This is a genomic window from Pseudomonas zeae (genome assembly GCF_014268485.2).
In the GTDB taxonomy this organism is placed as follows: Bacteria; Pseudomonadota; Gammaproteobacteria; order Pseudomonadales; family Pseudomonadaceae; genus Aquipseudomonas; species Aquipseudomonas neuropathica.
The window spans coordinates 5,061,030-5,081,171 of record NZ_CP077090.1 but is presented as its reverse complement, the minus strand read 5'-3'; the positions used below and the strand labels follow the sequence as shown (position 1 = coordinate 5,081,171).

Sequence of the window (20,142 nt, the reverse complement as noted above, 5' to 3'; positions counted from 1 at the left end):
CGAAGTTTTTGGCTACGAGCCAGGGCTCGAGCCGGATTCCTTCCCGGGTGACAGTAATGACTGCAACACCCGTACCGTTCTCGTCGCTGCGAGCTAAAAAACGGTGCCATCCGCAAGTGCGGTTTGGGCTTTGAAAAACTTGCTTGGTTCAACCGGAAACAGGCAATAAATCGCTTGAGTTTCAGGTCTGAAATGTGGTTGGGCGTTTAAGCGGAAAACCCTATATGTAGGGTCTCTCCCTGCGCCGTGCTACAAGATAATGCGTTTCACGGGTGCTTGCAACGTACTAGCTGTGGATAAACCTGTGCGTAAATTGTGTAAGAAATCCGGAATTCGCGTGTAGGCCGCGAACCTGCTGAGCTAGACCGTCTGTCACTGTTTTTTCACCGGGAAAAACGCTTCAGCGGATTTTTAAGGGCGCGAACCCTATCACAAAAAACGGCCTTGTCCGAACGCATTTACCGACTTGTGTTCTGGCTGTACGCCGTTTATACAATCGGTCCATGCGCAGGCATTCTTATCCTCCTTAAACATGACAAAAGGTCGGGAGGATCTGAAGCTGTGGGAGCGAGCCTGCTCGCGAATGCGCTATGTCAGCTGACTCAGATGTTGGCTGATACGACGCCTTCGCGAGCAGGCTCGCTCCCACAGGGAATTGTGTTGAGGCAGACGTTCCTCCTTTATTAATAACAATAGAAAGCAGAGGTCAGCGGTGGAGCAACAAGCCTTTGAGGTATTGATCGTCGAGGATGACCAGCGACTGGCCGAACTGACGCGCGACTACCTGCAAGCCAATGGACTGCGCGTGGATATCGAAGGCAACGGGGCGCTGGCGGCGGCGCGGATCATCCAGGAGCAGCCGGATCTGGTGATCCTTGATCTGATGCTGCCGGGCGAGGATGGCCTGAGCATCTGTCGCAAGGTGCGCAATCAGTATGACGGGCCGATTCTGATGCTCACCGCGCGCACCGACGATGCCGATCAGATCCACGGGCTCGATCTCGGTGCCGACGATTACGTGTGCAAACCGGTGCGTCCACGTCTGTTGCTGGCACGAATCCAGGCGTTGCTGCGCCGTAGCGACACACCTGAACCGCTCGCCGAAAAATCCCGCCGTCTGCAATTCGGCCCGCTGGTGGTCGACAACGCCTTGCGCGAAGCGTGGCTGAGCGACAACGGCATCGAGCTGACCAGCGCCGAATTCGATCTGCTCTGGCTGTTGGTGTCCAACGCCGGGCGGATTCTGTCCCGCGAAGAAATCTTCACCGCACTGCGCGGCATCGGCTATGACGGTCAGGACCGTTCGATCGATGTGCGCATCTCGCGCATCCGCCCGAAAATCGGCGACGACCCCGACCATCCACGCCTGATCAAGACCATTCGCAGCAAAGGTTATCTGTTCGTTCCTGAAGCCTGCGTAGACCTGCCGCTGTGAACTCGATTTTCCTGCGCATCTACGGCGGCATGTGCGCAGCGCTGATTCTGGTGGCGGTGCTCGGCGTGCTGGCGCTGAATCTGCTCAATCAGGTGCGCAGCGAGCAGTATCGCGAGCGGCTGGCCCACGGCACGTTCTCGCTGATGGCCGACAACCTGCAACCGATGAATGAAACCGAGCGCCATCGCGCGTTGCTGGTGTGGGAGCGTTTGCTGGGGATCCCGCTGGCGCTGAAGAAGTTTGCCGAGACCGATCTCGATCTGACCCAGCGCACCCGCGTGCAACGGGGGCAGGCGTTGGTCGAGCAGACCGGTCCGCACGCAGCGAAGGTTTACCGGATGGTCAGCGACAAGGAACAGCTCGTACTGGTGGGTGAAGTTCAGCAGATCAGCGAGCAACTGGCCCGCGCAACCATTTACCTGCTGGCCGATGAACTGGTGCGCGTGCCGGTCGCCGAGCAACCCAAGCGCCTCGCACAGATAAAGGACGAGAAGGGCTTCGGTTTCGATCTGCGTCTGGTCACGGTGAATGACGCCGACATGGACGAAGACCAGAGCCGCCGCGTGGCCGAAGGCGACACGGTGATGGCGCTGGGCAAGGGCGGCGATTCGATCCGCGTGTTTGCCGGCATGGTCGGCACGCCGTGGGTGCTGGAAATCGGACCGCTGTACCAGATGAACCCGTACCCGCCGGAATGGCTGGTGCTGATCGCTGCACTCGGCCTGACCCTGATCGGCCTCATCGTTTATCTGTTGGTGCGCCAGCTCGAACGCCGTTTACGCGGCCTCGAAGCGGCGGCCACGCGGATTGCCAAGGGCAGCCTGGAAACCCGTGTGCCGGCGCGCGGTGCCGACTCGGTCGGGCGTCTGGCTGCGGCGTTCAACGGCATGGCCGAGCACTTGCAGCAGCTACTGGCAATCCAGCGCGAATTGGTGCGTGCGGTCTCTCATGAACTTCGCACGCCGGTGGCGCGTCTGCGTTTCGGTCTGGAAATGATCGGCTCGGCGACCACCCCGCAAGCGCTGGAGAAGTATCGCGAAGGCATGGATCACGACATCGAGGACCTCGATAAACTGGTCGATGAAATGCTCACCTATGCGCGACTGGAGCAGGGTTCGCCGGCGCTGACGTTCCAGCGCATCGATCTGGATGCGCTGGTCAATCAGGTGATTGAAGAGTTGGCGCCGCTGCGTGCCGAGGTCACGGTGCAACGCGGTTTGTGCCTGTCTGCGGCGGATAACGATGATGCCTGGGTCGAAGCCGAGCCGCGTTATCTGCATCGGGCGCTACAGAACCTGGTGAGCAACGCCATGCGCCATGCGCGTTCGAAGGTGACGGTCAGTTATCAGGTCGGGCAATTGCGCTGTCGCGTGGATGTCGAGGATGACGGGCCGGGCGTGCCGGAAGTGGCGTGGGAGCGGATTTTCACGCCGTTTCTACGCCTGGATGACAGCCGCACGCGGGCGTCGGGCGGGCATGGCCTGGGCTTGTCAATTGTGCGGCGGATCATTCACTGGCATGACGGCCGGGCGATCATTGGCAAGAGCAAGAGCCTGGGTGGGGCTTGCTTCAGCCTGAGTTGGCCGAGAAATCAGGAACGTCGTTGAGTCTTGTGTTGGTTGGGCAGGCCTCATCGCGAGCAGGCTCACTCCTACAGGGGAACGCATTTCAACTGTAGGAGTGAGCCTGCTCGCGATAGCGCCAGCGCCCGCAACACAAATCTTCAGGCCTTGATGCTGACCAGACTCAACAACTGCCCATCCTGCACCCCGAACTGCGCCTCCAGTTCAGTACCGTTGCGCCATTCAGCAGACAAGTCTGTCAACAAGCGCAAATGCACCTGACCCGCCTCCGTCCATTCCAGCACTTCTGCATGCTCGAAATAAAAGCGCTTCTGCACAATCGGGTACAGCGCTTTGAACAGACTTTCCTTCACCGAAAACGTCAGCGTCACCCACAGCGCCAACTGATCCCGCGAGGCGGCCGTCATGCGCTGCATTTCAGGTGGCGTCAGAATCTCCCCAGCCAAGCGCTCGGCCCGTTCGGTGTCGAGCAGGTTTTCCAGATCCATGCCCAAACCGCGCCAGTGCTGTTTGTTGGCGACTATCGCCGCGGCACGACCGGTGCTGTGGGTGATCGAGCCGCAGATATGTGCCGGCCACACCGGTGCGCGATCCTCGCCAATCGCAGGCACAACGCTGCTGCCTTCCAATTGCCGCAACGCCGCACGGGCGCAAATCCGCCCGGCGAGGAATTCTGCCTGACGCTTGGCCACCGAGCGCTGAATGCTTGGCGGTGCAACGACGGCGCTGCGCTGGAAATCATCGCCGAGCAGTTGTGCCGGATCGAAATGGGTGCTGAGCAGCACGGTATCAGGCAACACCGTCGGCAACGGCCAGTGGCTGTTGAGCGCGGTGCAGCAGGCGGGGAGGGCGGGGGTGAGATTCATGGCGGGCATTTTGCCGGTTAGTCGGGCCGAGGTCGAGATAGCGGTGAAGCTATCGCGAGCAGGCTCACTCCTACAGGGGAACGCATTTCAATTGTAGGAGTGAGCCTGCTCGCGATGGCCGCTACGCGGTGTCTCTGATCAGCTAAAGATTTTCTGCAAGAACGCTTTCATGTCCGCCCAGGATTTTTCATCCGCTGCCTTGTTGTACCCGATGTCCGGGCCACCGTGCTCGCCATGGCTCAGGCGATCGGCATCCGGATTGGTAAAACCGTGCTTGGCGCCGTCGAGGCTGACGAACTTGTAGTCAGCGCCAGCCTTGTCCATTTCCGCCTTGAACGCCGTGACATTGTCTGGAGTGACCATGCTGTCCAGCGCACCGTGTTCGACCAGAATCTTCGCCTTCACACTGCCGGGTGTCGCCGGGGTCTTGGTCGCCAGCGCACCGTGGAAACTCACCACGCCTGCCAGCGGCTCTCCTTGTCGCGCGGCGTTGAGCACCACGCCACCGCCGAAGCAGTAACCGATCGCCGCCAGTTTGTTCGCGTCGGTCTGCGGTTGTTTCTTCAGCAAATTCAGTCCCGCCTCAAAGCGCTTGCTGGAAGCTGCCGCGTCCTGGGTCGCCGCCTGCATGAACGCCATCGCGTCTTTCGGGTGCTCGGTGTTCTTGCCTTCGCCGTACATGTCGATCGCCAACGCGCTGTAGCCAAGTGCGGCGAGATCGCGTGCGCGGCGTTTGGCGTAATCGTTCAGGCCCCACCATTCGTGCACCACGACGACACCCGGGCGTTTGCCTTTGATGGCGTCGTCGTAGGCGTAGTAGCCGATCAGTTTCGTGCCGTCGGTGCTCTGATAGGGAATTTCTTCAGTCTTGATCGCAGCCTGAGTGAGGCTGCTGACAGCCAGCAAAGTAAGGGCGAGGAACAGGCGCATGGTCGGGGCTCCTGACAATAAAGGGTCAAAACAGCCTAGTTCATTTGGTTCAGGTCAGGTTCAGAGACGGTTCAGGGGCGGTACAGGGGGAGGTCAGTAACCTTGCGCCATACCCAAACAGCACTGTGAAAGAGGAAATATCCATGACTTTTAACAAACTGTTGCTGGCATTGACCGTAATGAGCGCCAGTATCGCGGCCCAGGCTGATACCACTTCGAACTTCGCCGGCCTGTCCTTCGGCCAGACCAGCGACAAGATCAACAAGTCCCACGCACTGAACAACAACCTCGACCACCCGAATGCCACCGGCGCCATCGACGGTAACAACACCTACGGCGTACGCCTCGGTCAGCAAAACAGCCAGGGTCGCTACTACGCCACCTACGACAACGTGTCGGGCTCGCACAATGGCATTAAACTGCGTCAGGAAAACCTGCTGGGCAGCTACGATCTGTTCTACCCGGTAGGCGGCAGCACCCAGTTGTTCGGTGGCGCGACGGCGGGTTTGACCAAGCTGACTCAGGAATCGCCAGGCTTTAGCCGTGACAGTGATATCGGTTACGCCGTCGGCGGTCAGCTCGGTGTGTTGCAACAAGTATCGCAAAACACTTCGGTCGAACTCGGTTACCGTTACCTGCGCAGCAATGCCAGCACAGAGATGAGCGAACGCGGTGGCAGCAAGCAAGGTTCGCTGGATTTGACCAGCAGCGCGCAGACTTACCTGTCGGCTAACTACAATTTCTAAGGAGTTGCCAGCAGGTTCAATGTGGGAGCGAGCCTGCTCGCGAAAGTGCCGGTTCAGTCGATGAGATGTCGACTGAACCATCGCCTTCGCGAGCAGGCTCGCTCCCACAGGTGTGTGACTGGAGATTCTGATTTATCCGGGAGAGTTTTATGAAACTGTTGGTCGTCGAAGATGAAGCGCTGTTGCGCCATCACCTGCAAACCCGCCTGACAGAAAGTGGTCACGTGGTCGAGTCCGTGGCCAATGCCGAAGAGGCGCTGTACCAGACCGGACAGTTCAACTTTGACCTGGCGGTGATCGATCTCGGCCTGCCGGGCATGGGCGGTCTCGACCTGATTCGCCAATTGCGCGCGGCTGGCAAGACCTTCCCGATCCTGATCCTCACCGCGCGTGGCAACTGGCAGGACAAGGTCGAAGGCCTCGCCGCCGGCGCCGACGATTATGTGGTCAAGCCGTTCCAGTTCGAAGAACTCGACGCGCGCCTGAACGCCTTGCTGCGCCGCTCCAGCGGTTTCACCCAGTCGACCATCGTCGCCGGGCCGCTGCTGCTCGACCTCAATCGCAAACAGGCGAGCCTCGACGAGCAACCGCTGGCGCTGACCGCCTACGAGTACCGCATCCTCGAATACCTCATGCGCCATCACCAGCAAGTGGTGCCCAAGGATCGCTTGATGGAGCAGCTCTACCCGGACGACGACGAGCGCGATCCGAATGTCATCGAAGTGCTGGTCGGTCGTCTGCGGCGCAAACTCGAAGGCCCGGCCGGGTTCAAGCCGATCGACACCGTGCGCGGCCTCGGCTACCTGTTCAATGAGCGCTGCACTTGATTCGTTCCCTTCGCGTTCGCTTGATGCTCGCCGCCACCACGTTGGCGGTGTTGTTCATGCTTGCCTTGCTGCCGGCGATGCAAGGCGCGTTCAGCCTCGCCTTGCAGGATTCCATTGAGCAGCGGCTGGCTTCGGATGTGACCACGCTGATCTCGGCCGCGCGCATTGAAAACGGTCGGCTGGTGATGCCGACGCAACTGCCGGATGAGCGCTTCAATCTCACCGACTTCCGTTTGCTCGGCTACATCTACGACCGCGAAGGGCATCTGGTGTGGCGCTCGAAAGCCACCCAGGAAGAGCAGATCAACTACAAACCGCGTTACGACGGTCTCGGTAACGAGTTCGCGCGGATTCGTGAAACCAACGGCCAGGAATTCTTCGTCTACGACGTTGAAGTGAAATTGCTCGGCGGCAAAAGCGCGGCGTTCAGCATCGTCGCCCTGCAACCGGTGCGCGAGTACGAAACCACCCTTGAAGGCCTGCGTGAAAATCTTTATCTGGGCTTCGGCGCTGCGTTACTCGTGTTGCTGGCGCTGTTGTGGATCGGCCTGACCTGGGGCCTCAAAGCCTTGCGCCGGCTCAGTCAGGAACTCGACGAAATCGAAGGCGGCACCCGTGAAAGCCTCACCGAACAACATCCACGCGAACTGCTGCGCCTGACCGGCTCGCTCAACCGTTTGCTGCACAGCGAGCGTCAGCAGCGCAGTCGTTACCGCGATTCCCTCGATGACTTGGCGCACAGCCTGAAAACCCCGTTGGCGGTGTTGCAAGGGGTTAGCGAGGACATGGCTCAACGTCCCGAAGAGCGCGATCAGGCCTGGGTGCTGCAAAGCCAGATCGAACGCATGAGCCAGCAGATCAGCTATCAACTGCAACGGGCGAGTTTGCGCAAAAGCGGACTGGTGCGGCACCAGGTGCGCCTGCAACCGGTGCTGAAAAGCCTCTGCGACACCCTCGACAAGGTGTATCGCGATAAACATGTGCGCGTGGCATTCGATCTGCCTGAGCATTGCTATGTGCCGATCGAGCAGGGTGCCTTGCTGGAGATGATGGGCAACTTGCTGGAAAACGCTTATCGCCTGTGTCTGGGCGAGGTGCGCATCAGCGTGCGCGAGACCCTCGCCGGGATCGAACTGTGCGTCGAAGATGACGGCCCGGGTGTGCCGCCGGATCAGCGTGCGCGGATTCTCGAGCGTGGCGAGCGGCTGGATGCCCAGCATCCGGGGCAGGGGATCGGGTTGGCGGTGGTCAAGGACATTATTGAAAGCTACAACGCCAAACTCGCGCTGGGCGATTCGCCGATGGGAGGGGCGGCGTTCAGGATTCATTTTCCGGCGGTGTGATTGCGAGAGCCCTCACCCCAGCCCTCCCGAAACGTCGGACCGCCCAGAGGGAGAGGAGGCCGACCGAGGTGTCTAGCGTTATACATCGACCTGAAATAGCCAATCGATTATGGATTCAGTAGAGAGCGTTCAGGTCGGCGTACATCTTGAACATCCCCCATTCAGTCCCCTCTCCCCCCGGGAGAGGGTTAGGGTGAGGGGCTTTTGATTTTTGTGCCTCACTGCTCCTGCGCCCGATAAGCCCCCGGCGTCAGCCCGGTCCACTTCTTGAACGCCCGATGAAACGCCGACGGCTCGGAAAATCCGAGCTGCTCGGCGATCTGTTGCAACGACAGATCCGCCCGGCCCAAGTGGTAGATGGCGATATCCCGCCGCAACTGATCCTTCAACTCCTGAAAACTGCTGCCTTCCTCACGCAAATGCCGACGCAGGGTTTGCGGGCTGATGTGCAAGTGCGCCGCCACCGCTTCCAGATCCGGCCAGTGTGCCGTGTCGCGACTGAGCAAACGGCGCAGGCGGCTGCTCAGGCTGTCGCCGTCGTCCGGGCGTGAGAGCAGGTCGGCGGGGGAGCGTTCGAGAAAATGTTTGAGCGTGCGTTCGTCCTGCAACAGCGGCATAGACAGATAGCGGGTGTGGAATAAAAGGCTGCTTTGCTCGGTGCCGAAAGTCAGCGGGCAGGGGAACAACAGGTCATATTCAGCGCCGTGATCGGGGCGGGGATAGCTGAAAGTTGCCTGCTCGAGGCGAATTCGCTGGCCAATCAGCCAACTGCCCAGACGATGCCAGATCACCAGCAAACTCTCGGTGAGAAAGTGATCCGGGTCCCACATTTGTGAATCATCGAGGCTCAAACGTACCCATTCGTCTTCGCGCGTCAGGCTCAGGCGCGGGGCTTCGGGGAATAGGCTATAAAACAATAAACCCCGTTGCAGCGCTTTCTCCAGATTGCGGCAGTGGATCGAGGCGTGGCACATCATGGCGAAACTGCCGGGTTTGCTCGGCGCATTGCCGAAACCCAGGTATTCGTCGTCCAGCGCCAGCCACAGGCCCTGAATCAACCGGGTGAATTGTTCCGGAGCGATGCGTGCGCGCGGCTCGTCGAGCAGTTCCGGGCTGATGCCCAGTTGCAGCAGCAGGCCCGAGTAGTCGAACCCCTGGCGGCGCGCGCCACCGAGGGCGGCACGGGCGAAATGACTGGCGATGGTGCGTTCGCGCATAAGCGGCAGATCCTTTCTCAGGCGCCGGATGGTAGCCGGCGGCTGGGCGCGCCTACAAGGCGGATTTCCGCCAAATTGTAGGACGAGAAGCGGCGAGTTGGCGGAAATCCGCCACACTTGAGTAACGGGATGGTGACATCCATGCACCTGTAATCCCTGATATCAAAAGGCTTGCAGGCAATTGCACCAAAGTGGCACGAGGTTTGCGATAACAGCGACAGAAGCGTGCATCTATCCCGCCCGGAGAGGCGCCGCTCGAACAACAAATCCCTCCAGTGCAGGAGGGTTCGCAATTCAGGTTTCGCGGCCAACAGATGGATGTTGCCACGCGGGACGCTTGAGGACACTTGCAATGACGACTCGTCAGCCACTGTACAAATCCCTGTATTTCCAGGTGATCATCGCAATCATCATCGGTATTGCGCTCGGTCACTACTACCCGCAGTTCGGTGTCGCGGTAAAGCCGCTGGGTGACGGGTTCATCAAGCTGATCAAAATGATCATCGCCCCGATCATCTTCTGCACCGTGGTCAGCGGTATCGCTGGCATGCAGAACATGAAATCGGTCGGCAAGACCGGCGGTTACGCACTCCTGTACTTCGAAATCGTTTCGACCATCGCTTTGCTGGTTGGTCTGGTCGTGGTCAACGTCGTGCAACCGGGCGCCGGCATGCACATTGACGTCGCCACCCTCGACGCTTCGAAAGTCGCCACCTACGTAGCCCAAGGTGCTGACCAAAGCGTTGTCGGCTTCCTGCTCAACGTGATCCCGACCACCATCGTCGGCGCGTTCGCCACCGGTGACATTCTGCAAGTGCTGATGTTCTCGGTGATCTTCGGTTTCGCCCTGCATCGCCTGGGTGCCTACGGCAAGCCGATCCTCGACTTCATCGATCGCTTCGCCCACGTGATGTTCAACATCATCAACATGATCATGAAGCTTGCGCCGATCGGTGCCTTCGGTGCGATGGCCTTCACCATCGGTGCCTACGGTGTCGGCTCGCTGGTGCAGCTGGGTCAACTGATGATCTGCTTCTACATCACCTGCCTGGCGTTCATCCTCATCGTCCTCGGCGGTATCGCCCGCATGCACGGTTTCAGCGTGCTGAAGATGATTCGTTACATCCGTGAAGAGCTGCTGATCGTCCTCGGCACTTCCTCGTCGGAATCGGTACTGCCACGCATGCTGATCAAGATGGAGCGTCTGGGCGCGAAGAAATCGGTAGTGGGTCTGGTGATCCCGACCGGTTACTCGTTCAACCTCGACGGCACCGCGATCTACCTGACCATGGCTGCCGTGTTCATTGCCCAGGCCACCGACACGCACATGGACATCACCCATCAGATCACCCTGCTGGTGGTGTTGCTGCTGTCCTCCAAAGGTGCGGCTGGCGTGACCGGTTCGGGCTTCATCGTGCTGGCTGCCACCCTGTCGGCGGTCGGTCACCTGCCGGTAGCCGGTCTGGCGCTGATCCTCGGTATCGACCGCTTCATGTCCGAAGCTCGCGCATTGACCAACCTGGTGGGTAACGCTGTTGCGACCATCGTGGTTGCCAAGTGGGTCAAGGAACTGGACACCGACACGCTGCAAACCGAGTTAGCCTCGGGCGGTCGTGGTATCGCTGATACCCGTCCGGAAGATGACCTGGGTGTGGCTGAAGGCCCAACCCCAAGCAATGTGAAGTAAGCACTGCTTACCTGAAAAAACCCGCTTCGGCGGGTTTTTTCTTGCCTGCTGTTTGAGCGTAACGGTCACACCCGCTGACATTTGCGGTGATTGCCGTACACGGCATCGCTGCCTAGGCTGAGTGCATCGCTCAAGGAGTTCGCCCATGTCCGCACCGCTGGCCTCACTGAAGATCCTCGATTTCTCGACATTGCTGCCGGGGCCGTTCGCCTCGCTGTTGCTGGCGGACATGGGCGCTGAAGTGCTGCGCATCGAGTCGCCGACGCGCCTGGATCTGCTGCGGGTATTGCCGCCGCATGATGGCGGAGTATCGGCCAGTCACGCCTACCTCAATCGCAACAAGCGCAGCCTGGCCCTGGATCTGAAACAACCCGAGGCGCTGGAAGTGATCAAGCAGTTGCTAGGCGATTACGACATCGTCCTCGAGCAGTTTCGCCCCGGTGTGATGGAGCGTCTGGGCCTGGGTTATGAGGCGCTGAAGGCGATCAACTCGAAGCTGATTTACGTGTCGATCACCGGTTACGGCCAGACCGGGCCGTACAAGGATCGCGCCGGGCATGACATTAACTACCTGGCGCTGGCCGGCCTTGCCAGTTACACCGGCCGTGCCGATAGCGGGCCGTTGCCGCTGGGCATGCAAGTGGCGGACGTGGCGGGTGGTTCGCTGCACGGGGTGATCGGCTTGCTCGCGGCAGTGATTGCCCGTCAGCAAACGGGGCAGGGCACGCACCTGGATGTGAGCATGACTGACTGCGCGTTCAGCCTGAATGCCATGGCCGGTGCCGGCTATCTGGCTTGTGGCGAAGAGCCTGAATGGGAAGAGCAGATGCTCAATGGCGGCAGTTTCTACGACTACTATCGGTCTCGCGATGGCCGCTGGATGTCGGTGGGCAGTCTGGAACCGGGGTTCATGCAGCAATTGTGTGCAGCGCTGGGGCGGCCGGAGTTGGCCGCGCAGGGCCTGTCGCCCAAGCCTGAACAGCAGCGGGCGTTGAAATACGCGCTGACGGTCGAGTTCGAAAAACATGACTTTGCCGAGTTGCGCGAGATGTTTGCCGGGATCGATGCGTGCGTCGAGCCGGTGTTGAGTCTGGGTGAGGCGGTGCGCCACCCACAATTTCAGGCGCGGAAACTGGTGACACAGGTGCCGCGTGGGGATGGCTCGACGCAGGCGCAGATGGCCTGTCCGTTGAAGTTTTCCGAGGCGTTGCCGGCGCCGCGGCATGTTGGCGCGGCGTTGGGGCAGCATACGGATCAGGTGTTGGGCGAGTTGGGGTTTAGTGCTGAGCGGATTGCTGAATTGCGGCGTGCCAAGGTAGTTCTCTAGTGCCTGTACCGGCCTCTTCGCGAGCAGGCTCGCTCCCACATTTGGAATGCGGCCCACTGTGGGAGCGAGCCTGCTCGCGAAGGGGTCGGTACAGGCACTGCAAATCCGGGCTATTCCACCCGCATCTCACCACTGAACACCAACGTGTTCCGGCAGCGACGACACAAATACCGCCGCCCCTGCCGCACCAGACTATGGCGCTGCGCCGAAAACGGAAAATCGCTGTCAGCGCATGGGCATTTGTAGATATAGCGGGTCACGCTGCGGCGCTTGATTGCATAGGTATGGCAGCGATCCGGCGGCAGTTCGTAAACCCCGCGCATGATCAGTTGCCATTCCTCGCCATGCGGCTGGATACGCTCGCCAAACAACTGATGGGCGATCAGGTGTGCGACTTCGTGGGCCACGGTCTGCTTGAGGAAATGTTCGGTGTTTTCCCGGTACAGCTGAGGATTGAAGCGCAGCAGGTTCTCGTGCAGATGCGCGACACCGGCTTTTTGCCCGCGCAGCTTGAGGCTGACGACAGGGCGTGGGAAGGAGCGTTTGAAAAAGGATTCAGCGAGTTGGTAACAGTCTTCGACGCGGGTATTGAGTTGCTCGGGCATGCTTGATGGATCTCCAGAGGCATCGAGTATGACGCAACCCTGTGCACTTGCGAATCGCCAAGCTGCCGAATGGTCATCGCGCAAACGACAAGGCCGCCTTGCGGCGGCCTCTGATTGGCTTATCGAGTCAGTTCGTATAGACAGGACCAACGCCCAGCCCCCAGACAATCACGGTAAACGCCATGATGGCGACCAGCACCACCAGACCCACCGCCAGCACCGAGCTCGAGAACAGAAAACCTTCGTCCGACGGAATGTTCATGAACGTCGGCAGCCCCACATACAACAGATACACCGTGTAGCAGATGGCCGCCGTGCCGACGATCATCCCCAGCCACATATGCGGATACAGCGCCGCCAGGCCGCCGACAAACAACGGTGTTGCGGTGTAAGTGGCAAACGCCACGCAACGGGCCAGGCTCGGATTGGCGTCATAGGTGCGGGCCATCCAGTGCACAAAAGCACCCATGACCGCGACCCCGCCCAGCATGGCCAGATACGACATGACCGTCATCCAGATCGCGCTTTCAACGGTGAGCATCACCGGTGCGCGATTGCCGATTACCCAGCCGACCTGAGTGGTGCCGATAAACGCCGAGACAGCGGGGATCGCCGCCAGAATCAGCGTGTGAGTGAGATACATGTGGCTGATGCTTTCCTCTTGGTCGCCACGGATTTCCTTCCATTCCTGATCGGGGTGGGTAAAAAGTCCCACTACGTGATGGATCATGCCAGTCACTCCTCTTGTTATTGCCATCGCCCCCCAACGGAGCGCCTACGGGCCAAGGTGGCCGAGCAAATTCAGGTCTTCAGATGTGTGCGACCTTATGTCGCAGTATAGAAAGGTCTTACCCGCACAGGTATTAGGGGCTTAGAGCAAATCGCGCTGTAAACAGGGCGGGTAATCGCCTCGGGGTCTGTTAACGCGCCGTCGGCTGGCCGCGACAACCTGTGCCCACAACCCCGGGGTTTTTGCGTAAAATGCCGGCCTTTCGTCACACCTCACGGATTTCGCGTCATGGGCACTCTTACGGTCAACCAGAACAAACTGCAAAAGCGCCTGCGCCGTCTGGCCGGCGAAGCGGTCGCCGATTTCAACATGATTGAAGATGGCGACAAGGTCATGGTCTGCCTGTCCGGCGGCAAAGACAGCTACACCATGCTCGACGTGCTGCTGCACCTGCAAAAGGTTGCCCCGATCAAGTTCGAGATCGTTGCGGTGAACATGGACCAGAAGCAGCCGGGCTTCCCCGAGCATGTGCTGCCGGCCTATCTGAAAGAGCTGGGCGTCGAGTACCACATCGTCGAGAAAGACACCTACTCGGTGGTCAAGGAACTGATCCCGGAAGGCAAGACCACTTGCTCGCTGTGCTCGCGCCTGCGTCGCGGCACGCTGTACACCTTTGCCGATGAGATTGGCGCGACGAAAATGGCTCTCGGTCACCACCGTGACGACATCGTCGAGACGTTCTTCCTCAACATGTTCTTCAACGGCAGCCTCAAGGCCATGCCGCCGAAGCTGCGCGCCGATGACGGCCGCAACGTGGTGATTCGTCCGCTGGCCTACTGCAACGAGAAAGACATTCAGGCGTACTCGGACTTCAAGGAATTTCCGATCATCCCGTGCAACCTCTGCGGTTCGCAGGAAAACCTGCAGCGTCAGGTAGTCAAGGAAATGCTTCAGGACTGGGAGCGCAAGACCCCGGGCCGTACCGAAAGCATCTTCCGCAGCCTGCAGAACGTGATTCCGTCGCAACTGGCCGACCGCAACCTGTTCGACTTCACCAGCCTGAAGATCGACGAGACCGCGGCTTCGCGCTTCGTCAACGTCGTCAATCTGTAAACATCTTCAAATGTGGGAGCGAGCCTGCTCGCGAAGAGGGAGTATCAGTCAACGAATTAGTTGAATGACACACCGCTTTCGCGAGCAGGCTCGCTCCCACATAGGTTTCTTCGCTTTATTCAATAGGAGAGGGCATGCGCGATTACAAGTGGCTGCACGAATACTGTCTGAACCGCTTCGGTTCGGCGGCTGAACTGGAAGCCCATCTGCCCGTTCCCAAGACTCCGGCGCAACTGCGCAAGATCAGCGACGACCGCTACCTCTCGACCATGGCCCTGCGCGTATTTCGCGCCGGTCTCAAACACAGTCTGGTCGACGCCAAGTGGCCGGCTTTCGAAGAAGTGTTCTTCAAGTTCGACCCGGAAAAAGTCGTGCTGATGAGCGCCGAACACCTTGAACGCCTGATGCAGGATGCGCGGATTATCCGTCACCTGGGCAAGCTCAAGAGCGTGCCGCGCAATGCGCAGTTCATTCTCGATGTCGAGAAAGACAAGGGCAGTTTTGGCGCGTTGATTGCCGACTGGCCGGTGACCGATATCGTCGGCCTGTGGACGTACCTGAAAAAGCACGGCCATCAATTGGGCGGGCTGTCGGCGCCACGCTTTTTGCGCATGGTCGGCAAGGATACGTTCGTGCCGAGCTACGACGTGGTTGCGGCGCTGAATGCACAGAAGATCGTCGACAAGGTGCCGACCAGTCTGCGCGATCTGGCGATCGTGCAGGATGTGTTCAACCAGTGGCACGAACAGAGTGGCGGGCGGGCCATGAGCCAGATTTCGATGATGCTCGCGTACACCGTCAACCATTAAGACCGCGTCGCCCCATTCGCGAACAGGCTCACTCCTACAGGGATTTGTGAACGCCACAGATCCCCTGTAGGAGTGAGCCTGCTCGCGATAGCTATTCGTCAGGCGACGCTGATCTCGCCCTCGCCAGCCAGTTTACGATTCAACTGATACCGCCACCGCACATACAACAGCGCCGAGCAGAACACCGCCAGGCTCGCGATCATCTCCAGCACCCCAAACCAATGTCGGCTCGGGTCATACGCCGCCAGTGCGCCTTTGATGAAATACAGATTCACCACGAAGCACATCCACGAATGCCCACGGGCACTGCCCATGATCATCGCCGGGGCGAGGACGATCCACGGGATCAGCTCGACCAGCAGAATCACCCATGGCCGCGCGCCGTGCAGGTCGGCGAACAGCAGATAGTAGGCCGCGAGCAGACCGGCGAGGGCGAAAAAGCTCAGCAGGCTGAGCACCCGCATTGCCTTCACCCGTGGCTCAAGCCACTCGACACTCGGCAGAATCTTCGGCTTCTTCGCCATCTCAGCCCACCAGTTTCTGAGCGGTTTTGGCCAGCCGCAGACCCAACGCACGGCACAGCGCCACTTCGTGCTGATCAAGGCCTTTTTTGCCGTCCGCTCCGGCATGATGACTGGCACCGTAAGGCGTGCCGCCACCCTGGGTTTCCAGCAGCGCCGACTCGCTGTACGGCAGGCCGGTGATGAGCATGCCGTGGTGCAGCAGCGGCAACATCATCGACAGCAGGGTGGTTTCCTGACCGCCGTGCAGGCTGGCGGTGGAGGTGAACACGCCAGCCGGTTTGCCGACGAGGGCGCCGGTCAGCCACAGGTTGCTGGTGCCGTCGAGGAAGTACTTCAGTGGCGCAGCCATGTTGCCGAAACGCGTCGGGCTACCGAGGGCGAGACCGGCGCAGTTCTTCAAATCATCCAGCGTTGCGTACAGCGCGCCTTCGTCCGGGATGGCCGGGGCCACGGCTTCGCACTCGGTGGAGATTGCCGGCACGGTGCGCAGGCGCGCTTCGAGGCCAGCCTGTTCGACGCCGCGGGCAATCTGCCGGGCCATCTCGTTGGTCGAGCCGTTGCGGCTGTAATACAGCACCAGAATGTACGGCGCGCTCACGGCAGCAACTCCAGGATATTTTCCGGCGGACGACCGATTACGGCTTTTTCGCCGACTTCAAGAATTGGCCGTTCCATCAGTTTTGGATGCTGGGCAATGGCGTCGATCAGTTGCGCTTCGCTGAGGCTTTCGTCAGCCAGTTGAAGCATTTTGTATTCATCTTCCCTGGTGCGCAGCAACTGACGTGCGCTGATCCCGAGCTTGCCGAGCAGGGCCTTGATTTGCGCTGCATTCAGCGGGGTTTCGAGGTACCGCACGACGTTCGGGGTCAGGCCGCGGGCTTCAAGAAGTTCCAGCGCGCCGCGGGATTTCGAGCAGCGCGGATTGTGATAAAGCGTCAGATCGGTCATGGCGGGTCGCTTCTGGCGTAAAGTGGCGGCTATTCTAACTGTGCAGCGCGCAATCCAGAACCTTCGGAGGCAATGGGTCGCAGGCGCCTTCAAATTTTCACAAGGAACACGACATGACACGGCGATTGGCAGCGGCATTGACGATAATCGGGGCGTTGATGCTGGGGGGCTGCGGCAATGATTACGGGATCGACCAGAACGGTCAGAAGGTCGCGTCCGAACGTCTCGACAAGCAATGGGTGGTGCTCAACTACTGGGCCGAATGGTGCGGCCCGTGCCGCACCGAGATCCCGGAGCTCAACCATCTGGCTGACGAGCTGAAGAGCAAGAACGTCGGCGTGTTCGGGGTCAACTTTGACAATGTGCAAGGTGTGGAGCTGAAAGACGCCAGTGAAAAACTGGGCATCAAGTTCACCGTGCTGGCGCAGGATCCGGCGGAGTTGTTTGAGTTGCCGCGCAGTGAAGCATTGCCGGTGACGTACATCATCGACAACAAGGGCAAGGTGCGTGAGCAATTGATGGGGGAGCAGACGGCGGCGGGGGTGATGGCGAAGCTGGAGGCGTTGCAGGCGACCAAGTAACGTCAAAAGCCCCTCACCCCAGCCCTCTCCCAGAGGGAGAGGGAGCCGACCGAGGTGTCTGGCCAGGTACATCGACCTGAGAGATCGAGTCGATTGTAGATTCGCCAAGGCAAGATCAGGTCGATTATGGGGTCGCCAAAGCAAAATCCGATCGATTATGGATTCGGCATAGGCCTTTCAGGTCGGCGTAGCTCTCCAATATCCCCCAATCAGTCCCCTCTCCCCCTGGGAGAGGGCTAGGGTGAGGGCATCGGCCGACTCACCGACCTAAAAGACCCAGTCGATTATGGATTCGATGAAGACCTTTCAGGTCGGCGTAGCTCTCCAATATCCCCCATTCAGTCCCCTCTCCCCCTGGGAGAGGGCTAGGGTGAGGGCTTTTTAGCCTTCTTCCAGCCACCAACGCAAAGGCTTGCCTTCAGCCGGCCAGAAGCGCATCTGCTCAATCGGCGAGATGTCCCAGCGCTCGACGTGTTCCAGCGCCTGCAGGAAGCGTTGTTCCTGCTCCATCAACGCCGGTGCACAGAGTTTGCGGGTCTTGCCGATCTTGCCGAAGGTCAGCTTGTCGCCGTCCAGCGTATACGGCGCAAACCAATGGTTGCAGCCGCCGTTGCCGTAGGCGCGGCCATCATCGCCAAGGGTCACGGTCAGGTGGCTGTAATCCATCAGCGGGCGCTCGCCGATCCACTCCAGAATGTAGCTGCGGTTCTGTTGCAGTTGCACAGGCTCTGCCGCGCAACCCACCAGACCCACACCGACCATAGCGGTCAGGGCAAGCCGTTTCATCACGCAGGCTCCTGGCATTTCGGGCACAGGTGCTTGTCGCCCACGGCTTTCCAGCCCAGCTCGGCGATGCGCGCGGTGGCCGCCGGTTTCTCGGCGGCCTTGCCGAGTTTGGCGTCCACGGCAAATTCGAAGCTCAGCTCTTTGGCGCAGCTGTCGCAATTGACCTGCCAGGTGTGGATCGCCAGTTCGCCAAACACCGGGCCTGTGGTCATCGCGGTCCATTGGCCCGGCGGGTTGATCAGGTGGCGGACGGTTTCAACGGTCAGGCGCATGGACAAGTCCTTGCTGCCTTTGAGGGTGACCAACAGCGCGTCACCGATGCGAATCGAGCCACCATTGCCGGTGACCTGATAGCGGCCCGGAACGAGGGCGCGGCATTCGGTGAGGGTGTGTTGCGGGTTCATCAGGGTGTAGCGGAAATCGTGTTCGACCATGGGTCCTCCAAATATGCGCGACATGCTAGCACGGGGTTGATTGCAGAATGATGCGCGCGTGCGACCTTCGATCCGGTTCAAATACCGCGACACTCATGGCAAACTGCCGGCCTCGAATCTGAAGGAACGGAACATGGCGCTGATCGAATGTTATGAATGCAAAAAGAGCATCAGCTCCGAAGCCTCGGCCTGCATTCATTGTGGAGCTCCGATAGCGGAGCAAACCGCTCACGCCCAGGCGCAGACAGCCGCGGCCCCGGCTCAGCCTTCGACGATTTCTTTTGGCAGTCTGCCGCGTAACAAGGCTGTGCCCGAAGTCACTGCTCCAGCGCCTGAACCGCAACCTTTACCGAAAGTCATGCCGGCCGCCGCACGGCGTCGGCGCCAGCAGCCAACCGAGCAACCGGCCACAGAGCAGGCCAATGCCGACGGCAGTCGTCCGGTGGAAGGCTGGCTGAAGATCATGATCTTCCTGCTGCCGATGGTTTTCGTCTGGTTCCTGCTGCGCTACGGCCACTCGATGAAACAGCGCTTTTTTGGTTTCGGCTGGCTGGCGCTGCTGATTCTGGCGTCTTCGCTTTCACCGAAATAAGCGCAAAAAATCTCAGCCCTCGACCTGGTTCTGTGGCGTTCCCGCCGCCCAGGTCGCGATGTTGTGCAGGGTGGTTGCGGCAATGGCGCCCAGTGCTTCGCGGGTCAGAAAGGCCTGATGCGCGGTGATGATCACGTTGGGAAAGGTCAGCAATCGCGCCAGCACATCGTCCTGCAAAGGCAGGTCGGAGCGATCCTCGAAAAACAGTTGTGCCTCTTCCTCATAGACATCCAGCCCCAGATAGCCGAGTTGGCCGTCCTTCAAGGCATCGATCAGTGCCGGTGTGTCGACCAGCCCACCACGGCCGGTATTGATCAGCATGGCGCCCGCCTGCATGTGCGCCAGTGAGTCGCGGTTGATCAGGTGTTTGCTTTGCTCGTTGAGCGGACAGTGCAGGCTGATGATCCGCGACTGCGCGAGCAGTTCCGGCAGGCTCAGGTAACGCGCACCCAACGCCAGAACATCCGGATTCGGGAATGGATCGTAGGCCAGCAACTCACAGCCGAAGCCGTGCATGATTTTCGCGAATGTGGCGCCGATCTGTCCGGTGCCGACAATCCCCACGGTTTTGCCGACCAGGTCGAAACCGGTCAGGCCATGCAGGCTGAAATCGCCTTCACGGGTGCGGTTATAGGCACGGTGCAGGCGACGGTTGAGGGCCAGGATCAGCGCCACGGCGTGTTCGGCCACTGCATGCGGCGAGTAGGCCGGCACGCGCACCACGGCCAGTCCGAGACGTTTCGCTGCGGCCAGATCGACATGGTTGTAGCCCGCCGAGCGCAGGGCAATCAGACGCGTGCCGCCCGCAGCCAGGCGCTCCAGCACGGGAGCGCTGAGATCATCATTGATGAACGCACAGACCACTTCATGTTTATCGGCCAGCGCCGCCGTATCGAGGCTGAGCCGGGCCGCTTGAAAGTGCAGCTCGATACCTGCCGGGCAAGCGGCGGCGAGAAAGCTGTCGCGGTCATAGGTCTGGCTACTGAAAACGAGCGTGCGCATGAAATCCTCCTGGAACATCGACACGGATTGAATCCCGAACCCACTTTAGCGCTGCCG

22 protein-coding genes are annotated in these 20,142 nt (G+C 60.0%); 11 read left to right on the top strand and 11 right to left on the bottom strand.

All coding sequences use genetic code 11. The features are described 5' to 3' along the window. Nucleotides 1-712 precede the first annotated feature (712 nt). Together HU754_RS22415 and HU754_RS22410 are read left to right on the top strand one after the other, a co-directional pair. Nucleotides 713-1,435 (top strand): response regulator, encoded by a 723-nt coding sequence (locus HU754_RS22415; RefSeq protein ID WP_099756938.1) that lies wholly within the window; start codon nucleotides 713-715, stop codon nucleotides 1,433-1,435. Next, nucleotides 1,432-3,042: an ATP-binding protein gene (locus tag HU754_RS22410; protein ID WP_186624800.1), complete on the top strand. Its 1,611-nt coding sequence runs from the start codon at nucleotides 1,432-1,434 to the stop codon at nucleotides 3,040-3,042. Before HU754_RS22415 ends, HU754_RS22410 begins: the two co-directional genes overlap by 4 nt. A gap of 116 nt (nucleotides 3,043-3,158) precedes the next feature. Here the strand turns inward: HU754_RS22410 and HU754_RS22405 are convergent, their stop codons facing one another. Together HU754_RS22405 and HU754_RS22400 are read right to left on the bottom strand one after the other, a co-directional pair. Further along, nucleotides 3,159-3,884, bottom strand: coding sequence for a 4'-phosphopantetheinyl transferase family protein (locus tag HU754_RS22405; protein WP_202894565.1), 726 nt, complete (start codon nucleotides 3,882-3,884; stop codon nucleotides 3,159-3,161). Between the two features lie 138 nt (nucleotides 3,885-4,022). Beyond that, a complete protein-coding gene (locus HU754_RS22400; RefSeq protein ID WP_186624798.1) occupies nucleotides 4,023-4,814 on the bottom strand; it encodes a dienelactone hydrolase family protein in 792 nt (263 codons plus the stop codon). A 143-nt stretch (nucleotides 4,815-4,957) separates the two neighbouring features. Between HU754_RS22400 and HU754_RS22395 the strand changes: the two genes are divergently transcribed. The 3 genes from HU754_RS22395 (at nucleotide 4,958) to HU754_RS22385 (ending at nucleotide 7,730) form a co-directional block, all read left to right on the top strand. After that, on the top strand, nucleotides 4,958-5,560 hold the full coding sequence (locus tag HU754_RS22395; RefSeq protein ID WP_186624797.1) for an outer membrane beta-barrel protein: 603 nt from the start codon (nucleotides 4,958-4,960) through the stop codon (nucleotides 5,558-5,560). A gap of 149 nt (nucleotides 5,561-5,709) precedes the next feature. Continuing rightward, nucleotides 5,710-6,387 (top strand): response regulator transcription factor, encoded by a 678-nt coding sequence (locus tag HU754_RS22390; protein ID WP_093442145.1) that lies wholly within the window; start codon nucleotides 5,710-5,712, stop codon nucleotides 6,385-6,387. Beyond that, complete coding sequence (locus tag HU754_RS22385; protein WP_095051103.1) at nucleotides 6,384-7,730, top strand: ATP-binding protein; 1,347 nt, start codon at nucleotides 6,384-6,386, stop codon at nucleotides 7,728-7,730. The genes HU754_RS22390 and HU754_RS22385 overlap by 4 nt, the downstream gene beginning before the upstream one ends. A gap of 218 nt (nucleotides 7,731-7,948) precedes the next feature. Here the strand turns inward: HU754_RS22385 and HU754_RS22380 are convergent, their stop codons facing one another. Next, nucleotides 7,949-8,947 carry an AraC family transcriptional regulator gene (locus tag HU754_RS22380; protein WP_186624796.1) on the bottom strand — a complete coding sequence of 333 codons (999 nt, stop codon included), beginning with the start codon at nucleotides 8,945-8,947 and terminating at the stop codon, nucleotides 7,949-7,951. Between the two features lie 352 nt (nucleotides 8,948-9,299). Here HU754_RS22380 and HU754_RS22375 point away from each other — a divergent pair, with 352 nt between their 5' ends. Together HU754_RS22375 and HU754_RS22370 are read left to right on the top strand one after the other, a co-directional pair. Further along, complete coding sequence (locus HU754_RS22375; RefSeq protein ID WP_016987435.1) at nucleotides 9,300-10,634, top strand: dicarboxylate/amino acid:cation symporter; 1,335 nt, start codon at nucleotides 9,300-9,302, stop codon at nucleotides 10,632-10,634. Between the two features lie 145 nt (nucleotides 10,635-10,779). Further along, on the top strand, nucleotides 10,780-11,961 hold the full coding sequence (locus HU754_RS22370; protein ID WP_186624795.1) for a CaiB/BaiF CoA transferase family protein: 1,182 nt from the start codon (nucleotides 10,780-10,782) through the stop codon (nucleotides 11,959-11,961). 110 nt (nucleotides 11,962-12,071) lie between these two features. Here the strand turns inward: HU754_RS22370 and HU754_RS22365 are convergent, their stop codons facing one another. Continuing rightward, nucleotides 12,072-12,566, bottom strand: coding sequence for a SprT family zinc-dependent metalloprotease (locus tag HU754_RS22365; protein ID WP_007917517.1), 495 nt, complete (start codon nucleotides 12,564-12,566; stop codon nucleotides 12,072-12,074). Nucleotides 12,567-12,693: 127 nt separating this feature from the next. Further along, on the bottom strand, nucleotides 12,694-13,296 hold the full coding sequence (locus HU754_RS22360) for a Yip1 family protein (protein WP_007917515.1): 603 nt from the start codon (nucleotides 13,294-13,296) through the stop codon (nucleotides 12,694-12,696). A 288-nt stretch (nucleotides 13,297-13,584) separates the two neighbouring features. Between HU754_RS22360 and ttcA the strand changes: the two genes are divergently transcribed. Both ttcA and HU754_RS22350 read left to right on the top strand, forming a co-directional pair. Then, complete coding sequence (gene ttcA, locus HU754_RS22355; RefSeq protein WP_093442168.1) at nucleotides 13,585-14,409, top strand: tRNA 2-thiocytidine(32) synthetase TtcA; 825 nt, start codon at nucleotides 13,585-13,587, stop codon at nucleotides 14,407-14,409. Nucleotides 14,410-14,543: 134 nt separating this feature from the next. Next, nucleotides 14,544-15,218 carry a DNA-3-methyladenine glycosylase I gene (locus tag HU754_RS22350; RefSeq protein ID WP_093442173.1) on the top strand — a complete coding sequence of 225 codons (675 nt, stop codon included), beginning with the start codon at nucleotides 14,544-14,546 and terminating at the stop codon, nucleotides 15,216-15,218. A gap of 98 nt (nucleotides 15,219-15,316) precedes the next feature. Here HU754_RS22350 and HU754_RS22345 read toward each other — a convergent pair whose 3' ends face one another. From HU754_RS22345 to arsC, 3 genes are read right to left on the bottom strand one after another with little or no spacing between them, the layout of a single operon-like run. Next, the gene (locus HU754_RS22345; protein ID WP_093442178.1) at nucleotides 15,317-15,742 is read right to left on the bottom strand and encodes a DUF2069 domain-containing protein; all 426 of its coding nucleotides are present in this window, start codon (nucleotides 15,740-15,742) and stop codon (nucleotides 15,317-15,319) included. Between the two features lies 1 nt (nucleotide 15,743). Further along, nucleotides 15,744-16,340, bottom strand: coding sequence for an NAD(P)H:quinone oxidoreductase (gene wrbA, locus HU754_RS22340; protein ID WP_093442184.1), 597 nt, complete (start codon nucleotides 16,338-16,340; stop codon nucleotides 15,744-15,746). After that, entirely contained in the window at nucleotides 16,337-16,690 is a 354-nt protein-coding gene (gene arsC / locus HU754_RS22335) for an arsenate reductase (glutaredoxin) (RefSeq protein WP_186624794.1), read from the bottom strand. The genes wrbA and arsC overlap by 4 nt, the downstream gene beginning before the upstream one ends. Nucleotides 16,691-16,803: 113 nt before the next feature. Between arsC and HU754_RS22330 the strand changes: the two genes are divergently transcribed. Continuing rightward, nucleotides 16,804-17,271: a TlpA disulfide reductase family protein gene (locus tag HU754_RS22330; RefSeq protein WP_007917494.1), complete on the top strand. Its 468-nt coding sequence runs from the start codon at nucleotides 16,804-16,806 to the stop codon at nucleotides 17,269-17,271. Between the two features lie 381 nt (nucleotides 17,272-17,652). Here HU754_RS22330 and HU754_RS22325 read toward each other — a convergent pair whose 3' ends face one another. Together HU754_RS22325 and HU754_RS22320 are read right to left on the bottom strand one after the other, a co-directional pair. Further along, a complete protein-coding gene (locus tag HU754_RS22325; protein WP_093442194.1) occupies nucleotides 17,653-18,057 on the bottom strand; it encodes an META domain-containing protein in 405 nt (134 codons plus the stop codon). Next, nucleotides 18,057-18,491 carry a hypothetical protein gene (locus tag HU754_RS22320; protein WP_093442198.1) on the bottom strand — a complete coding sequence of 145 codons (435 nt, stop codon included), beginning with the start codon at nucleotides 18,489-18,491 and terminating at the stop codon, nucleotides 18,057-18,059. Before HU754_RS22320 ends, HU754_RS22325 begins: the two co-directional genes overlap by 1 nt. A 133-nt stretch (nucleotides 18,492-18,624) precedes the next feature. Here HU754_RS22320 and HU754_RS22315 point away from each other — a divergent pair, with 133 nt between their 5' ends. Then, entirely contained in the window at nucleotides 18,625-19,083 is a 459-nt protein-coding gene (locus HU754_RS22315) for a hypothetical protein (RefSeq protein WP_186624793.1), read from the top strand. Nucleotides 19,084-19,095: 12 nt separating this feature from the next. Here the strand turns inward: HU754_RS22315 and HU754_RS22310 are convergent, their stop codons facing one another. Continuing rightward, nucleotides 19,096-20,085: a 2-hydroxyacid dehydrogenase gene (locus tag HU754_RS22310; RefSeq protein WP_186624792.1), complete on the bottom strand. Its 990-nt coding sequence runs from the start codon at nucleotides 20,083-20,085 to the stop codon at nucleotides 19,096-19,098. Between the last annotated feature and the right edge of the window lie 57 nt (nucleotides 20,086-20,142).

Bases quoted from the DNA above. Each gene is read 5' to 3' on its own strand.
- HU754_RS22405 (WP_202894565.1), bottom strand. From the start codon at position 3,884: ATGAATCTCACCCCCGCCCTCCCCGCCTGCTGCACCGCGCTCAACAGC.
- HU754_RS22400 (WP_186624798.1), bottom strand. From the start codon at position 4,814: ATGCGCCTGTTCCTCGCCCTTACTTTGCTGGCTGTCAGCAGCCTCACT.
- HU754_RS22395 (WP_186624797.1), top strand. From the start codon at position 4,958: ATGACTTTTAACAAACTGTTGCTGGCATTGACCGTAATGAGCGCCAGT.
- HU754_RS22390 (WP_093442145.1), top strand. From the start codon at position 5,710: ATGAAACTGTTGGTCGTCGAAGATGAAGCGCTGTTGCGCCATCACCTG.
- HU754_RS22380 (WP_186624796.1), bottom strand. From the start codon at position 8,947: ATGCGCGAACGCACCATCGCCAGTCATTTCGCCCGTGCCGCCCTCGGT.
- HU754_RS22375 (WP_016987435.1), top strand. From the start codon at position 9,300: ATGACGACTCGTCAGCCACTGTACAAATCCCTGTATTTCCAGGTGATC.
- HU754_RS22370 (WP_186624795.1), top strand. From the start codon at position 10,780: ATGTCCGCACCGCTGGCCTCACTGAAGATCCTCGATTTCTCGACATTG.
- HU754_RS22365 (WP_007917517.1), bottom strand. From the start codon at position 12,566: ATGCCCGAGCAACTCAATACCCGCGTCGAAGACTGTTACCAACTCGCT.
- HU754_RS22360 (WP_007917515.1), bottom strand. From the start codon at position 13,296: ATGATCCATCACGTAGTGGGACTTTTTACCCACCCCGATCAGGAATGG.
- ttcA (WP_093442168.1), top strand. From the start codon at position 13,585: ATGGGCACTCTTACGGTCAACCAGAACAAACTGCAAAAGCGCCTGCGC.
- HU754_RS22350 (WP_093442173.1), top strand. From the start codon at position 14,544: ATGCGCGATTACAAGTGGCTGCACGAATACTGTCTGAACCGCTTCGGT.
- HU754_RS22345 (WP_093442178.1), bottom strand. From the start codon at position 15,742: ATGGCGAAGAAGCCGAAGATTCTGCCGAGTGTCGAGTGGCTTGAGCCA.
- arsC (WP_186624794.1), bottom strand. From the start codon at position 16,690: ATGACCGATCTGACGCTTTATCACAATCCGCGCTGCTCGAAATCCCGC.
- HU754_RS22330 (WP_007917494.1), top strand. From the start codon at position 16,804: ATGACACGGCGATTGGCAGCGGCATTGACGATAATCGGGGCGTTGATG.
- HU754_RS22325 (WP_093442194.1), bottom strand. From the start codon at position 18,057: ATGAAACGGCTTGCCCTGACCGCTATGGTCGGTGTGGGTCTGGTGGGT.
- HU754_RS22320 (WP_093442198.1), bottom strand. From the start codon at position 18,491: ATGGTCGAACACGATTTCCGCTACACCCTGATGAACCCGCAACACACC.
- HU754_RS22315 (WP_186624793.1), top strand. From the start codon at position 18,625: ATGGCGCTGATCGAATGTTATGAATGCAAAAAGAGCATCAGCTCCGAA.
- HU754_RS22310 (WP_186624792.1), bottom strand. From the start codon at position 20,085: ATGCGCACGCTCGTTTTCAGTAGCCAGACCTATGACCGCGACAGCTTT.